The following is a 15,573-nucleotide window of genomic DNA, read 5'->3' on the forward strand; positions in this document are numbered from 1 at the left end:
GGGCGGATTTCCGGATCGGACGAGTTCCGCGTGGCCGCGGTTTCGGGACGCGCGATCGTCGTGCGGGCGGACGGCTCGTCGGAGGCGTTGCGGGCCGGGGCCGTCGTGGCTCCCGGAGAACGCGTGGTCACGGAGGCCGGCGGCGCGGTGACGTTCGAGCTCGGGCGCGGGACGCTGCGTCTGGGCGAGGACGCCTCGGTGACGCTCGCCTCGTTCCGGAAACTCGTTCTGGATCGGGGGGACGTGCGGGTGGATCTCGGAGAGCGGTTGCGGGAGGCGCTCGTGGTGACGGACCTGGGGAGCAATTTCGTGGCGATCCGGCGGGGGCGGGTGGAGGCGGGCATTCGGGAAGTGAAGGGGCTCGTGGGGGCCGCGCAGGAGGGGCGCGGGGAGGGGGAGGCCCACCTGCCGGGGGCTCAGGTCTCGGCGCCGGCGCGGCGTCTGGTGGTTCTGAGGGCGGAAGGGGACGTGGACGGGTCCTATCACTGGCGGCTGGCCCCGGGGCCGGCCGAACGGTAGAGGGGCGACGGGAGGAGCCATGAGGCGGATCGGGAGGGTGGGCGCGCTCTGGGCGCTGGCGGCGTCGGCGGTTCTGGCGCAGCAGCAGCCGCCGCCGGCGGCCGGCCGGCAGGAAGAGAAGAAGCCGGGGGGGATCCTTCAGGACGTGAACCTGCACGACCTCACGGTGGCCGTGCAGCGGATCACCAAGAAGACGATCCTGTGGACGGAGGACCTGGGCCTGCGCAACAAGCGGGTGCACCTGGTCAGCGACACGCCGATCGCGGACAACCCCGAGCTTCTCTTCAAGGCGTACCAGTCCATTCTGCAGGTGAGCGATCTCGTCCTCATCCCGACCGAACAGGGCGGCGAGACGATCTACAAGATCGCGGCGGCTCCGGTGGCCCCCAAGAAGCCCGTGCCGGTGGAGAAGGGAGAGCTGCGGCCGCAGGACCGGTTCATCACGCGGATCTTCTCGCTTCAGTACGTGAGTCCCCGGGACGTCCAGGCGGCGCTTCTCAACATGGCGTCGTTCCCGCAGAACATCCTCTCGATCGAATCGGCGGGGCTTCTGATCGCCACGGACTACGACTACAACATCCAGCGCTTCGAGGAGATCATCCGGGCGATGGATGTGAAGAAGCCCGACGTCGAGATGAAGGTGATCCCGCTCAAGAACGCGATCGCCACGGAAGTCGAGCAGATGATGAACAATCTCGTCAAGACCCTCATCGGCCGGCAGGTCCAGCCCCGGCCGGCGGGGGTGGTACCCGGCGTTTCCGGTCCGGAGTCCGTTCAGGTGGTCGCCGACAAGCGCACGAACGCCGTGGTGCTTCTGGCGGAGCCCAACCGTCTCGCGCAGCTCGAGGACATCGTGCGGCGGCTGGACGGGGAGACGGAGTTCGAAACGAGCGGCATCTACATTCTGCACCTGCGGCACACGAACGCCGTGGACATCGCCCGGACGCTCAACGCGATGTACCGGATTTCGGTGGACGACAAGGGGGTTCCGGCGGGCGGCGGGTTCGGGGCGGTACGGCCCGGCCAGGCGGTGCCGCCGCCGGGCGCGCCGCCGGTGCAGGCTCTCGGGCCGACGACGTCTCCCTTTCCCACGGCTCCGGGAACGACGCTGACCGGCACGGAGCCCACGATCGTCGCGGACATCCGGTCGAACTCGGTGATCCTGGTCACCGACCGGAACACGTACAAGACCCTCGAGCAGATCGTGCGGCGGCTGGACCAGCGCCGCCCGCAGGTGCTCATCAAGGCGACGGTCGTGGAGGTGACGGCCAACCAGGACTTCGATCTCGGGGTGGAGCTGGCCCGCCTGGAGGATCCCACGGGCCGGACGATCGGCGGGGGGCGGACGGCGTTCGGGCTGTCGGCGGTGCAGTTCGATTCGGCCACGGGGCTTCCTTCCATCACGCCCGACGTCGCTACGCCGGGGATTCTCCTTCTGGCCGTGCGGGACCGGTTCGGCAACATCCCGGCGCTTCTGAAGGCCTTCGAGGGGCGCGCCCGGATCTCGATCCTGGACGAGCCCGAAGCCGCGACCAACGACAACGGGGCCGCGGAGATGAAGGTGACGACCCGCTTCCCGGTTCCTCAGACGACGGTGGCCGGAACGGGGCTGGCGCAGACCTCCTTCACGTTCGAGACGGCCGAGACGACGCTTTCGATCTCGCCGCACATCAGCGAGGGCGGCTATCTGCGCCTGGAGACGACGGTGAAGATCGAAAAGCTGGCTCCCGGCCCGTCCAACCTCCCTCCGACCCGCAACTCGCGCGAGATCAAGACGAAGGAGATCATGGTCCCGAGCGGGCAGACGATGGTCATCGGCGGCATCGTCACGCAGGAAGCCTCGGACAACGTCCAGGGGATCCCGATCCTCTCGCACATCCCGCTTCTCGGGTGGCTCTTCCGGCGCACCACCGAGTCCGAGGACCGGCGGACGCTCTACATCTTCCTGACGCCCTACATTCTCTACGACTACGGGTTCGGCGACTACCGGGAGCTGACCCGGGATCGCAAGGGGATCATCGACCGGCTGCGGGGGGAGCCCGTCTCAGGACTTCAGGTCGAGCTGCGGGGGGAGCGGCTGCCGGAATCCACCTTCCGCTTCCAGGCGCCTCCTCCCGCGAAGCGTCCGGCCGAGACGCCGCGGCGGGAGTGAAGGGGCCATGGCGCTGATCGAGACTCTGAAGGCCATCCTCGAGCGGGAGGGACTGTACGTCCGCGACAAGTTCGAGGAGTGGGTCCATCTCGCCCACACGACGGGTCAGCCGCTCGACCGCGTGCTGGCGACCTCGGGATATCTCACCGAGGCGCAGATGCTTCGGATCTTCGGCGAGTGCCTCGGGATGCCGGTTCTCGACCGGCTGCTCGATTATGAAGTTCCCAAGGAGTTCGTGGAGCGGGTTCCCGTCCAGTTCGCCCGCCATCACAACCTGATCGCGATCGGGCAGGCCAACGGAACGATCCGGGTGGCGTCCTGCTCGCCTCTGGAGACCCATCCGATCGACGAGCTGTCGGCGATGCTCGACCGGATCGTGGAGCCCGTGCTCGCCTCGCGCGCCGAGATCACCGCGCTCATCAACCGCGCCTACCAGCAGAAGGTGGACGTGGTGGACGAGATGCTCGAGCAGCTGGACGAGAACGAGCTGGCGGGGCTCTCCAAGGAAGTCGAGGGCAGCCAGGACCTCCTCGACATCGCCAACAAGGCGCCCATCATCAAGCTGGTCAACATGATCCTCTTCCAGGCGCTCAAGATGCGCGCCAGCGACGTCCACATCCAGCCCTACGAGGACAAGCTGCAGGTCCGCTACCGCATCGACGGCATCCTCTACGACATGATGGCGCCGCCGAAGAAGATCCAGGATGCGGTGATCTCCCGGATCAAGATCATGGGGAAGATGGACATCGCCGAGCGGCGCCTTCCGCAGGACGGCGGCTGCAACGTGCGTCTCGGGGACAGCGACGTGGACATCCGCATCTCGAGCGTCCCCACGATCTACGGCGAGCGGATCGTGATGCGGCTGCTCGACAAGAGCGCGCGCCTGTACGACCTCGAGGAGCTGGGCCTCGAGGGTCAGGACATGGAGATCTTCAAGAAGTTCGTGGACGCCTCGCACGGAATCGTGCTCGTCACGGGTCCCACGGGCAGCGGCAAGACCACGTCTCTCTACGCCGCGCTCAAGAAGATCAACACGGTCGAATACAACGTGATGACGATCGAGGATCCGATCGAGTACCACCTGCCGGGGATCAGTCAGATCGAGGTGAATTACAAGAAGGGGCTGACCTTCGCCACGGGCTTGCGTTCGATCGTGCGGCAGGATCCGGACATCATCTTCGTGGGCGAAATCCGGGATCTCGACACGGCCACGATCGCCATCCAGGCGGCCCTCACGGGACACCTGGTCTTCTCGACCCTGCACACGAACGACGCGCCGGGGGCGATCACGCGGCTCCTCGATCTCGGGGTGGAGCCGTATCTCGTGGCCAGCTCGGTGATCGGAGTCGTCGCTCAGCGGCTCGTGCGCCTGATCTGCAAGCACTGCAAGGCCGAGTACGCCCCGACGGAGCGGGAGCTGGCCGGGATCGGGCTTTCGCCCAAGGACGTTCCCGGCGGGAAGCTCTGGCGGGGCCGCGGATGCCCGTACTGCCTCAACTCCGGATACCGGGACCGCACGGCGATTTTCGAGATTTTCACCGTGGACGACCACGTGCGGGAGCAGACGATGCAGCGGGTCGGGTCCACGTTCATCAAGCAGGACGCGATCAAGCGCGGAATGCGGACGCTCCGGATGGACGGGGCGCGCAAGGTCCTGGCGGGGAAGACCACCCCCGAGGAGGTCCTGCGCGTGACCCAGATGGATACGTTTTAGCCCGGCCGGTTCGGAACCGCGATGCCCGTTTACACGTACAAGGCGCTCAAGGAGGACGGCGCGGCCGAGGCCGGCGTCATCGACGCCGACTCTCCCAAGGAGGCGCGCCTCAAGCTCAAGGGACGCCGGCTTCACGTCACGGATCTCGAACCCCTCGTTCAGGGGCGCGAGGGAGGGGGGCGGCGGCTGCGGCTCTGGCCGGGCCGGCGGCGCCCCGAAGACGTGGCGCTCGTCACCCGCCAGATGGCGACGCTCCTCGGGTCCGGCATTCCCATGATCGGCGCGCTCACCGCGGTGATCGACCAGGTGGAGGCGACCGATCTCAAGGCCGCCCTGATGGACATCCGCGAGCGGGTCTCCCAGGGCAGCGCGCTCTCGGAGGCCCTGGCGGGTCATCCTCGGTACTTCAACGACCTTTACGCCAACATGGTCCGCGCGGGGGAGGCCGGCGGGAACCTGGACAAGGTGCTTCTGCGCCTGGCCGATTACCTTCACGCGCAGAACCGCATGCGGTCGCGCGTCATGGCCGCGCTCACCTATCCCATCATCATGCTCGTCATCGGCGTGGGCGTCGTGGCGGTGCTGCTGACGTACGTGGTTCCCAAGATCCTGGAGGTCGTCCAGAAGCAGGGGAAGGCCGCCCTGCCGCTGCCGACGGAAATTCTCATGGCGGTCTCCGGGTTCCTGGCGGGATATTGGTGGGCGCTCGGGGCGGCGGGGGTGGGGCTCTGGCTGGCCTACCTCCAGGCGCTGCGGACTCCGGGCGGGCGCCTCTGGATCGACACGATGAAGCTCAGGATTCCCGTCCTCGGCAACCTCATGCGCAAGGCCGCCATTTCGCGCTTCGCGATCACGCTGGCCACGCTTCTGGAAAGCGGCCTTCCGGTGCTCGAGGCCATGGGGGTGGTCAAGCGCGTCGTGGACAACGCGCTTCTGGCCGACGCTCTCGAGGAGGTCCGCCGGAAGGTCGCGGAAGGGGCCGACATCGCCACCCCGCTCAAGCAGAGCCGGGTCTTTCCTCCCGTGGTCGCGTACATGATCGGCGTGGGCGAGGAATCGGGCCGCCTCGAGGAGCTCCTCAAGAAGACCGCGCAGGCGTACGACGAAGAGGTCGAGGTGGCCGCCCAGAAGCTGACCGCGCTCCTCGAGCCGCTGATGATCGTTCTTATGGCCTTCGTCGTGGGATTCATCGTGCTGTCGATCCTCCTTCCGATTCTCCAGATGTCCAACCTTTAAGGGGGGCCCCATGCGCCGCACATCCGGGTTCACGCTCGTCGAGATGATGGTGGTCATCGTGATCATCGGCGTCCTGGCGACCGTGCTCATCACGCAGATCGCCGGGAAGGCCGAACGCGCCAAGGTCGAGGCCACGCGCGCCCTGATCAGCCAGGTGAGCAACGCCCTCGTTCAGTTCAAGCTCGATCACAACCGCTATCCCGACCGGCTGGACGATCTGGTGACGATGCCCCCGTACGCCAACCCGAGGAACTGGCCCCCCGGCGGGTATCTCAAGGATCCGCCGCGCGACGCATGGGGCCGGGAATTCATCTACCGGGTCCCGGGCACCAAAGGGCAGCCGTTCGACATCATCTCGCTGGGCGACGACGGCCGGGAAGGCGGCGAAGGGTACGCGGAGGACATCTGGAACCATGAAGCGTACAAGCGGTAGCCGGCGCGGCGGCTTCACGCTGATCGAGCTGATCGCCGTGACGGCGATCCTGGGGCTTCTCGTCGCCCTGGCGGCCACGCGCATGGACTATCTGGTGCCGAAATACCGCCTCCGGGGCGCGGCGCGGGAGATGGCGGGGCTGTTCAAGCAGGGGATGGCCCGGGCGGCGGCCACGGGGCGCGACGTCTATTTCGAGATCGACCTTTCGGGAGGGCGCTACTGGCTCTGGGCCGCGTTCCCGCGCTCGGCCGCCGCCGGCGACGAAACCCTCAAAGGCTACGAGTACGAGCCCGTTTTTCTGAAGGAGCTGCCCGAGGACGTCGCCGTGACCGACGTTCTGGCGGGGGACCGGCAGCGCGTCGAGACCGGCCGGACGCGCCTGCGGCTGTCCCCCTTCGGGACGACCTCCCACGCCGTCGTCAATCTGCGCAACCGGGACGGACGCGAGCTGGCGGTCAAGTTCAACGGCTTCACCGGAGCGGTTTCCTTCTACGAGGGCCGCAAGGAGGCCGACGAGGTGCTGCGCGATGAAGGTCCCTGACGGCGGATCCGTCCGGCGCCGCGCCCAGGGGGGCTTCACCCTCGTCGAGGTCCTCGTGGCGCTCGGAATTCTGGGGACGACGGCCGTTCTTCTTCTCCACCGCCGAGTGGAGATCGTGCGGGAGGCCGCCTGGTCGCGCGACGTGCGCACCGCGTGGATGCTGGCTTCCCGGAAGATGGCCGAGCTTGAGCTGGACCGGGCGCTCTGGACGGGCGTGGGGGGAAGCGCCGCGGGGGACTTCGGCCAGGACGACGCCGCGTACGCGGGGTTCACCTGGGAATATCTGGCGGCGCGCCGTCCGATTCCGCTCGAAGATCCGAACCTGCCGAAGGACAAGGTTTCCTGGAAGCTCCGGGAGCTTTTCCACCTGACCCTCCGGATCGGGATCCCGGACGTCGAGGAGCCCATCGTGCTGGAAAGTTTCTTCCCGATTGCTTCGTCCCAGGGGGAGGCCGAAGAGGACGCCCCGCCGCCGGGAGGAGAGAAGCCGGAGGGCACCCCCGCCGGCCGGGATCCGGACGCGCCTCCGCCCGCGGGGAATCCTTCCCGGGAGGGATCGCCGTGAGGAGCGGATTCACCCTCGTCGAGCTGATGCTCGCGGTGCTTCTCCTGGCCATCATGATGACGGTCGCCTACGGGGTGCTGGTCTCCACCGTTCAGGGGCAGGAGCGGATCGAGGCGATCCTGGCTTCGAGCGAAATCGGACCTGCGATTCTGGCCCAGATCCGCGAGGATCTCGAAGGGGCCGTTCTTCCTCCCAAGGAGGGGGAGAACGAAGTCGATGGCTTCCTGGCGGTCAGCCGCTCGGCTCCGGCCGGCGAACGGGATCGGATCGATTTCGTCACCTCGCGCCTGGCGTACGGATCGCGCCGCGAGGACGAGGAACCGGCGTTTCACTCCGTCAACGAGGTGGGCTACCAGCTCCGGGACCACCCCTCCGAGTCCGGGGTGGCCATCCTCTATCGGCGCGAAGACTACTTTGTGGACGCCGAACCGCTCCGGGGCGGGTCTCTCCTCGAGCTTTACGACCGGGTGACCCACTTCGACCTTCAGTTCTGGAACGGCGAGCGCTGGCAGGCGGAGTGGAGCGCGGTGAAGGAAAAAGGGAAGCTTCCCAAGGCCGTCAAGGTCGAGCTCCGCGTGCGGCTCCGGGACCGCGATGGGCGCGACCAGGACCGCGCCTTCGCGACGATCGTCACCCTCCCGCGCTGACGGGGCCGGGCGGCTCGGGCGCTCCGCGGATCGTTCCGGTCAGCTCCTTCTCGACGACGTGGCAGGCCACCTGGTGGCCGTCGTAGCTCTTGAGCGGCGGGGCGACCACGTCGCAGAGTCCCCGGATCGCCTTGGGGCATCGCGGATGGAAGCGGCAGCCCGAGGGCGGATGCAGAGGGGACGGCACGTCTCCCGGAAGAAGGATCCGCGTGCGCTTGCGCTCCGGATCCGGGACCGGCACCGCCGAAAGGAGCGCTTCGGTGTACGGATGGAGCGGCCTCCGGTAGATCTCCTCCGTAGGCGCCGTCTCCACGATCTCCCCGAGGTACATGACCGCGACGCGGTCGCTGATGTACTTCACGACGCGCAGGTCGTGGGAGATGAAAAGGTACGCGATGCCGTATTTTTCGCGCAGCTCCACGAGGAGATTGACCACCTGGGACTGCACCGAGACGTCCAGGGCCGAGACCGGCTCGTCGCAGACGATGAACTTGGGGTTGAGCACGAGGGCGCGGGCGATGCCGATGCGCTGGCGCTGTCCGCCGGAGAACTCGTGGGGATACCGGTGGGCCCAGGCGGGGTCGAGCCCCACGCGCGCGAGGGTTTCGCGGACGATCTCCGCCCGCTCCGCGCGCGTGCCGATGTCGTGCACGACGAGCCCTTCGGCGACGATGGCGCCCACGGTCATGCGGGGGTTGAGCGATCCGTAGGGATCCTGGAAGATGATCTGGAGGTCGCGGCGCTTGCGGCGAAGCTCGGCGGGGGGAAGCGCCAGGAGGTCCGCGCCCTGGTAGAGGACCCGTCCCGCCGTCGGCTCGATGAGCCGCAGGAGGCTCCGGCCGGCCGTGGTCTTGCCGCAGCCGGATTCGCCCACCAGCCCGAGGGTTTCGCCGGGAGCCAGCGCGAAGGAGACGCCGTCCACGGCGCGCACCCAGCCGGCCACGCGCCCGAAGAGTCCCTTGCGCACGGGGAAGTGCTTCTTGAGATCCCGGACTTCGAGGAGCGGCGGCGTCACGGGTTCACCACGTCGCACGCGACCCAGTGTCCGGGACGGAGCTCCCGCAGGCGGGGTTCGACGGCCCGGCAGCGGTCCACGGCCAGGGGGCACCGGGGATGGAACGCGCAGCCCGGCGGAAACCGGAGCGGGTTGGGCACCGTGCCCGGGATGACGGCGAGCTTCCCGGCCTTCGGAGTGTCCAGGCGGGGGATCGAGCGCAGGAGCCCCGCCGTGTACGGGTGAAGCGGCTCGCGGAAAAGCTCCCGCGCGGGGGCGTACTCCACGATTTTGGAGGCGTACATCACGGCGACCTCGTCGGCCACCTCGGCGACGACCCCGAGGTCGTGGGTGATGATCAGGACGGACATCCGGAATTCCTGCTGGAGCTCGCGCAGGAGGTCCAGGATCTGGGCCTGGATCGTGACGTCGAGGGCGGTGGTGGGTTCGTCGGCGATGAGCAGCCGGGGCGTGCAGGCCAGGGCCATGGCGATCATGACGCGCTGGCGCATGCCACCGGACATCTGGTGGGGGTAGTCGTCCACGCGGCGGGCGGCGGCGGGGATCTTGACCTTCTCGAGGAGTTCGACCGCCCGGCGGCGCGCTTCCGCGCGGGAGACCGGAAGGTGCGTCCGGATCGCTTCCATGATCTGGTAGCCCACGGTGAAGACGGGATTGAGGGAGGTCATGGGTTCCTGGAAGATCATGGCGATGTCGCGCCCGCGGACGGCGCGCATCTCGGGTTCCGGAAGGGTCGCCAGGTCGCGTCCTTCGAAAAGGATCCGGCCGCCGACGTGCCGGCCCGGCGGGGGAATCAGGCGCATGACGGAGAGGGCGGTGACGGACTTGCCGCACCCCGATTCCCCCACGACCCCCAGGGTCTTGCCGCGGCGGACGCGGAAGGACACCCCGTCCACCGCGCGCACGACGCCGTCGTCGGTGAAGAAGTGCGTGCGGAGGTCGCGGACGTCCAGGAGGACGTCGCCGTCGGCGTTCTCCATAGAAGGCGGCGTCAGTTTAGCATGGCCCGGGAGGGGCGAAAAGCGCCACGGGCGGTCTCATTGTCTGAGGCGCGGATCCAGGGCGTCCCGGAGGCCGTCCCCCACGAGGTTGTAGCCCACGACGGTGATGAGGATCGCGGTGCCGGCCGAGAGCGGGAGCCACCACTCCGAGAAGATGTTGCCTTTGGTGTCGTAGACGATGTTCCCCCAACTCGGGGTGGGAGGCTGGACGCCCAGTCCCAGGAAGCTCAGGCCGGCCTCCAGAAGGATCGTGGAGCCCACCTGGAGGGTGGCCGCGACGATGACGGGGGTCATGGCGTTCGGGAGGAGGTGGCGGAAGATAAGGCGCGGGGGGCGCGTCCCGAGCGCCCGGGCGGCCTGGGCGTAGTCGAGTTCCTTGAGCACCAGAAATTCGCCGCGCACCAGGCGCGCCACGCCCATCCAGGAGGTCAGCCCGATGACCGTGATGATGATCCAGATCGACTGGTGCCTCCAGAGGGCGATCACCGTGATGATGAGGATGATCGTGGGGAAACAGAGCAGGACATCCACGATCCGCATCATGACGTTGTCCACCCGCCCGCCGCAGTAGCCCGAAATCGCTCCGTAGACCGTGCCGATCGTCACGGTGATTCCGACGGCCAGGAAGCCCACCAGAAGCGAGATTCGCGAGCCGTAGACGATGCGGCTGAGGGCGTCGCGGGCGAACTTGTCCGTGCCCAGGGGATGTTCGGCGGAGGGGGGCAGAAGCCGCTCGCGGACGCGGTCGCCCTGTTCGGCGGGGTCGTAGGGGGCGACCAGCGGCGCCAGCAGCGCCACGAGGTAGATTCCGAGGAGGATCACGGAGCCCGCCACGGCCAGACGGTTCTTGCGGAACTGCCGGAAGGCGATCTTCCAGTGGGACTCGGAGCGGGGCCGGTCGCCGGCGGCCTCGCCACGCGCCCGGCGGCACAGGCGGCCGGACAGGACGAACAGACCCGCCGCCAGCGCCAGGAGGAGGAGTCCGGACACGACGAAATCGACGTGCCGCGCGGTGACGGCCACGGGTTCGCCGCGCGCGCGCCGGAGGATGCGGCCGGCGGCGTCGGCCAAGGGGGCGGCGTTGGCCGCCCCGAGCCCGACGAAAAGCGCCAGGAACCCCGCCAGGATCAGGGCGGTCCGCCGCCGCCCGATCCGCCAGTGGCCGAGTCCGGGAATCCAGTCGAGAGCGTTCATGGCCTACTCCAGCCTCACCCGCGGATCGACCACCGCGTAGAGCAGGTCGGCCAGGAGGTTGCCGAGCATGACGACGGCGGCGAAGATGAGGTTGACCGCCAGGAACATCGGATAGTCGCGCTGGAAGGCCGCCTCCACGGCCACGCGTCCCATGCCGGGCCAGGCGAAGACGTTTTCGACGATCGCCGCGCCGCTGAAGAGGAAGGGCAGGCTCAGGCCCATGAGCGTGACGATGGGCATGAGGGCGTTCCGCAGCGCGTGCCGGAAGACGACGACGCGCTCCGGAAGCCCCTTGGCGCGCGCGGTGCGGATGTAGTCCTGGCGGATGACCTCGAGGAGCTGCCCCCGCATGTACCGCGACACGTAGGCGGCGCTTCCGATGCCCAGCGTGGCCGCCGGCAGCACGATGTGGAGGAAGCGGTCCCAGAGTTTCCCCAGGGGCGGGAGGTCCTCGTACCCGGGGACGCTCATCATTCCGGAAGCGGGAAGGAGGTGCCAGACGCCCCCGGCGAAAAGGAAGAGGAAGAGGAGTCCGAGATAGAAGGAGGGCATGGAGTAGAAGGCCAGGGCCGCCACGCGGGAGACGTTGTCGAACGCGGAGTACTGCCGCACGGCGGCCACGATGCCGACCGCCAGCCCGATGGCCAGTTCCAGGAAAAGCGCCAGGAGCGAAAGCTGGATCGTGTTCGGCAGGGCGTCGAGGATCTCGTCGGCCACGGGGCGCTTCTTGGCGAACGAGTATCCGAATTCGAAATCGACGAGGACGGATTTCAGGTACTTGACGTACTGCACGGGGACCGGCTGGTCCAGACCGAGATTGCGCCGGAGCATCCGGCGGTACTCGGGGGGAAGGTCGGGGTTGTCGAAGATGTCGGCGGGGTCTCCGGGGGCCGCGTGGATCACGAAGAAGTTGAGCGTGAGGATCCCGAAGAGGAGGGGGACCATGAGGGCCAGGCGGCGGAGGATATAGGTCCGCATCGGGAGGGGGCGCTACTTGTACTTTTGATCCGCCCGGGGCACCCACCACTGGTTGACGTTGTAGTTCCAGCCCACGGTCTCCATCTGCACGTTCCGGAAGCGCTTGTGGAGAAAATTGATCTGCCGGGGGACGTACAGGAACGTGTACGGCTGGTCCTCGGCGATAAGATCCTGGGCGCGGTGCCACATCGCCCGGGCCTTCTCGCGGTCCATCTCGAACTGAGCTTCGTCGATCAGGCGGTCCACTTCCGGATTGGAATAGGAGACGAAGTTGAACTTGTCCGGAATGGACTTGGAGTGCCACATGGTCGTGAGATCCATCTTGAGCCCCACGGACCAGCCGGCCACGGCGGCCTCGAAATTCTTCTTGTTGAGGTCTTCGCTGAAGATCGTCCATTCCAGAAGCGTCGGGTTCACCTTGATGCCGACTTTCTTGAGCTGGTCCTGGACGATGACGCAGATGTCCTCGCGGATTTGATTCCCCTTGTTGGTCTTGAGCGTGAACTCGAAGCGCCGGCCGTCCTTGTCCAGCCACCCGTCGCCGTCGGTGTCCTTCCAGCCCTCTTCGGCCAGAAGCTGCCGGGCCCGGTCGGGGTTGTAGGGGAAATCGGGAACGTCGCGCTTATGCGCCCAGATGATGGGATGGACGGGGCCCTTGCAGATTTCCCCGAATCCGAAGAGCACGGAGTCGATGATGTCCTGGCGGTTGATCGCGTGGGTAAGCGCCTGGCGCACCTTGCGGGATCGGAAGATCGGATGCGTCAGATTCCAGCCGATGTATCCGTACGCCCGGCTCGGATAGACGTACCCCTGCAGGTGCGGCACCCGGGAGAGTTCCTGAAAGAACTTGGGCGGCACCATCTCCATGAAGTCGATCTGCTGGCTCTTGAGCTGCAGGATGAGGTTCTCCTGGTCGGGGATTACCTTGAAGATGATGCGATCGAGAGGCGGCCGGCCCATGAAGTAGCGGTCGTTGGCCTCGACGATGATGTGGGATTGGGCCTTCCACTCCTTGAACCTGTAGGGCCCGTTGCCCACCGGGTTGCGGTTGAAGGCGGCCGATTTCCATTCCGCCGGAGGGACTTTTTCCAAGAGGTGCTTGGGAAGGATCTCGCCGACGACGGCGTCCATGAGCTGATAGGGGTAGACGCGGGTGAAGATGAATTTGACCGTGTAGTCGTCCACGACGACGACGTCCTTGATGTGTTCCTTCCATTTGATGGCGGACCAGCCGATCTCCGGGTTGATCGCCCGTTCGTGGGTGAATTTCACGTCGTGGGCGGTGGTCTTGACGCCGTCGTGCCAGTAGACGTCGTCGCGCAGCCTGAAGGTCAGTTCCCGATGGTCGGGGGAGAATTCCCAGGACTTCGCCAGAAGAGGCGCGTGGGAGAAGTCGGGATTCGTGCGGGTGAGGCCGAGGAAAAGAAGGCCCTCGACATCGCTGGCTCCCTTGGTCGTGCTGACGAGCGGATTGAGCGCGTCGGCGTCCCCGATCGTGCCGATCACGAGCGTGTCGCCGCGGTCGTAGGCGCTCTTGTAGAACCCGTCCCAGCGGGCCTCGAACTCGGGGTTGCGCTCTTCGGACATGCCCCGGTCGGCGACGGCGGTCGCGGAGGAAGCGGCGCCGGAGGTGTCCGGAGCGGCCTTTCCCCCGGCCGGGGGTCTGTCGCTTTCGGAAGGTTTGCAGGAGATCGGCCCGGCGGTCAGGCAGGCCGCCAGAAGGAGAAGTCGAATGCCCGGCGAACGGTTCATCGCAAGCCCCCCATGTCCGCGCGATTTCATCGTAGGGGCCGAGGCCGGGGAGTCAACTGTTTTTGCCGGGCGGCGACCTTGACCCTCGTGCGGCGCGGTGATTAAATACGTCGGTCGTTCGTCCGTTTCGAGACCCTCCGGAAAGCGTCGGAGTCTCTCCTTGGCGAAGCTCGTCGTCAGGCAGGGCGGCCAGACGAGGGAGTTCCCCCTCACCAAGGACAGCGTCTCCATCGGCCGAACGCCCGACAACGACATCGAGCTGAAGGACTCCCTGATTTCGCGCCGACACACGACAATCGTCCGGCGGGGCGACCGGTACGTGGTTCAGGACCTCGGCAGTTCCAACGGCACCTTCGTCAACCGCGAGCGCGTCGAGACGAGAACCCTGGACCACGGGGACGTGATCCGCCTGGGCGACGCCGAGATCACCTTCCTCGACGAGGAGCCCGGCCGGCCCTCGGCGGTCCGGCCCGCCGCGCGGCGGGAAGGAACCGAGTTTTTCGGCGGCCCGGAGATCGTCCAGCGCGTGGACGACATCGCCCAGAACTACAGCATCGACATCGCCGGCGCCCTCTCCCAGGGCCTTTCGCTCAAGGACATCCGAAGAGACGTCAGCGGCGAGCGCGCCGCGCGCGACTCGAAGATGTTCTTCATCCTCTTCCAGGTGGGAAAAGCCCTCTCGACCGCGGCGACGCTCGACGACATGCTGGCGACGGCCATGCGCCTCATCTTCGAGGTCATCCAGGCGGAGCGGGGCGTCATCCTCCTGCGCTCCGGGCCGCAGGGGGAGCTCAGGGCCCGCCTCGCCTTCCATCGCGCCCGCGGGCTCATCGACGGCCGGGACATCCACGTCTCGACCACGATCACCTCCCAGGTCGTCGGCCAGAAAGTCTCGATCATCACCTCCGACGCCCTGCAGGATCCGCGCTTCATGCAGGGGCTCTCGATCGTCCAGTACAACATCCGCTCCGCCCTCTGCGTGCCCCTTTGGGAGGAGCGGGAGGTCTACGGCGCCCTCTACGTGGACAATCTCGCCAAGTCCTACGCCTTCACGAAGGAGGATCTCGAGCTTCTGACGGCGATCGCCAACCTCATCGCCATCCGCATCCGGCAGGAGGAGACCCAGATGCGCCTGCGGCGGGAGGAGCTTCTGCGGACCAATCTCTCGAAGTACCACTCGCCGGACGTAGTCGCCATGCTCATGAGCCGCGGCGGGGAAGTGGGGCTCGAGGTCGTCGAACGCGAAGTGAGCGTGGCCTTCATCGACGTGGAGGCGTCCACCCGGCTGGCCGAGACGATCGGGCCCAAGGGGATCGCCGATCTCCTCAACGAATTTTTCCTCATGGCCACCCGGGCGGTCTTCGCCCACAAGGGCAACGTCAACAAGTTCATCGGGGACGAGGTGATGGCCATCTTCAACGCCCCCGTGGACCTTCCGAATCACGCCGCCGCGGCGGTCCGCTGCTGCCTCACGATGCTCGACGAGCTGGAGCGCTTCAACCGCGAGAACCCCGGCCGGCGCTTCAACGTCCGCTGCGCCGTCAACACGGGGCCCGTCGTGGCCGGAAACGTCGGCACGCCCACCCGCATGGAGTACACCGTCCTCGGCGACACGGTCAACGTGGCCGCGCGGCTCTCCAAGCTCCCGCCGGTCAACAGCGTGGTCGTGGGGGAGCGCACGCATCAGCTCGTCAAGGACGAGTTCCCGGCGCGCGACCTGGGCGAAGTGGTCCTCAAGGGAAGGGAAAAGCCTCTCCGGGCGTTCGAGATCCTCCGGGAGGCCCCGCGGCCCGCGGGCGCGGAAACTTTGTGATCCGGGCCCGTTT

At 67.3% G+C, this 15,573-nt stretch carries 14 protein-coding genes; 9 read left to right on the forward strand and 5 right to left on the reverse strand.

The genetic code is table 11. The features are described from left to right. The 8 genes from VNO22_11995 to VNO22_12030 all read left to right on the forward strand — a co-directional run. A partial coding sequence (locus tag VNO22_11995) for a hypothetical protein (GenBank protein ID HXG62094.1) occupies positions 1 to 519 on the forward strand: 519 nt, incomplete at its 5' end. Positions 520 to 538: 19 nt separating this feature from the next. After that, positions 539 to 2,671, forward strand: coding sequence for a secretin N-terminal domain-containing protein (locus tag VNO22_12000; protein ID HXG62095.1), 2,133 nt, complete (start codon positions 539 to 541; stop codon positions 2,669 to 2,671). Between the two features lie 7 nt (positions 2,672 to 2,678). Next, a complete protein-coding gene (gspE, locus tag VNO22_12005) occupies positions 2,679 to 4,385 on the forward strand; it encodes a type II secretion system ATPase GspE (protein HXG62096.1) in 1,707 nt (568 codons plus the stop codon). 21 nt (positions 4,386 to 4,406) lie between these two features. Next, a complete protein-coding gene (gspF, locus tag VNO22_12010; GenBank protein ID HXG62097.1) occupies positions 4,407 to 5,621 on the forward strand; it encodes a type II secretion system inner membrane protein GspF in 1,215 nt (404 codons plus the stop codon). Positions 5,622 to 5,631: 10 nt separating this feature from the next. After that, a complete protein-coding gene (gspG, locus tag VNO22_12015) occupies positions 5,632 to 6,054 on the forward strand; it encodes a type II secretion system major pseudopilin GspG (GenBank protein HXG62098.1) in 423 nt (140 codons plus the stop codon). Beyond that, on the forward strand, positions 6,035 to 6,595 hold the full coding sequence (locus tag VNO22_12020; GenBank protein HXG62099.1) for a prepilin-type N-terminal cleavage/methylation domain-containing protein: 561 nt from the start codon (positions 6,035 to 6,037) through the stop codon (positions 6,593 to 6,595). The genes gspG and VNO22_12020 overlap by 20 nt, the downstream gene beginning before the upstream one ends. Further along, positions 6,582 to 7,160 carry a prepilin-type N-terminal cleavage/methylation domain-containing protein gene (locus VNO22_12025; protein ID HXG62100.1) on the forward strand — a complete coding sequence of 193 codons (579 nt, stop codon included), beginning with the start codon at positions 6,582 to 6,584 and terminating at the stop codon, positions 7,158 to 7,160. The genes VNO22_12020 and VNO22_12025 overlap by 14 nt, the downstream gene beginning before the upstream one ends. Continuing rightward, positions 7,157 to 7,807: a type II secretion system protein GspJ gene (locus VNO22_12030; protein HXG62101.1), complete on the forward strand. Its 651-nt coding sequence runs from the start codon at positions 7,157 to 7,159 to the stop codon at positions 7,805 to 7,807. Before VNO22_12025 ends, VNO22_12030 begins: the two co-directional genes overlap by 4 nt. Here VNO22_12030 and VNO22_12035 read toward each other — a convergent pair. Genes VNO22_12035 through VNO22_12055 form a run of 5 tightly spaced genes read right to left on the reverse strand, consistent with a single transcriptional unit; the run spans position 7,791 to position 13,747 of the window. Next, positions 7,791 to 8,822, reverse strand: coding sequence for a dipeptide ABC transporter ATP-binding protein (locus VNO22_12035; GenBank protein HXG62102.1), 1,032 nt, complete (start codon positions 8,820 to 8,822; stop codon positions 7,791 to 7,793). The genes VNO22_12030 and VNO22_12035 overlap by 17 nt on opposite strands. Continuing rightward, entirely contained in the window at positions 8,819 to 9,802 is a 984-nt protein-coding gene (locus VNO22_12040; protein ID HXG62103.1) for an ABC transporter ATP-binding protein, read from the reverse strand. Before VNO22_12040 ends, VNO22_12035 begins: the two co-directional genes overlap by 4 nt. Before the next feature lie 57 nt (positions 9,803 to 9,859). After that, a complete protein-coding gene (locus VNO22_12045) occupies positions 9,860 to 11,017 on the reverse strand; it encodes an ABC transporter permease (protein HXG62104.1) in 1,158 nt (385 codons plus the stop codon). A gap of 3 nt (positions 11,018 to 11,020) precedes the next feature. Continuing rightward, positions 11,021 to 11,995 carry an ABC transporter permease gene (locus VNO22_12050; protein HXG62105.1) on the reverse strand — a complete coding sequence of 325 codons (975 nt, stop codon included), beginning with the start codon at positions 11,993 to 11,995 and terminating at the stop codon, positions 11,021 to 11,023. A gap of 12 nt (positions 11,996 to 12,007) precedes the next feature. After that, positions 12,008 to 13,747, reverse strand: coding sequence for a peptide-binding protein (locus VNO22_12055; GenBank protein ID HXG62106.1), 1,740 nt, complete (start codon positions 13,745 to 13,747; stop codon positions 12,008 to 12,010). A gap of 160 nt (positions 13,748 to 13,907) precedes the next feature. On the opposite strand from VNO22_12055, the gene VNO22_12060 reads away from it, so the two are divergent. After that, complete coding sequence (locus VNO22_12060) at positions 13,908 to 15,560, forward strand: adenylate/guanylate cyclase domain-containing protein (GenBank protein HXG62107.1); 1,653 nt, start codon at positions 13,908 to 13,910, stop codon at positions 15,558 to 15,560. Positions 15,561 to 15,573: the final 13 nt, after the last annotated feature.

The sequence above is a fragment of the Planctomycetota bacterium genome, assembly GCA_035574235.1.
Classification (GTDB): Bacteria; Planctomycetota; MHYJ01; order MHYJ01; family JACPRB01; genus DATLZA01.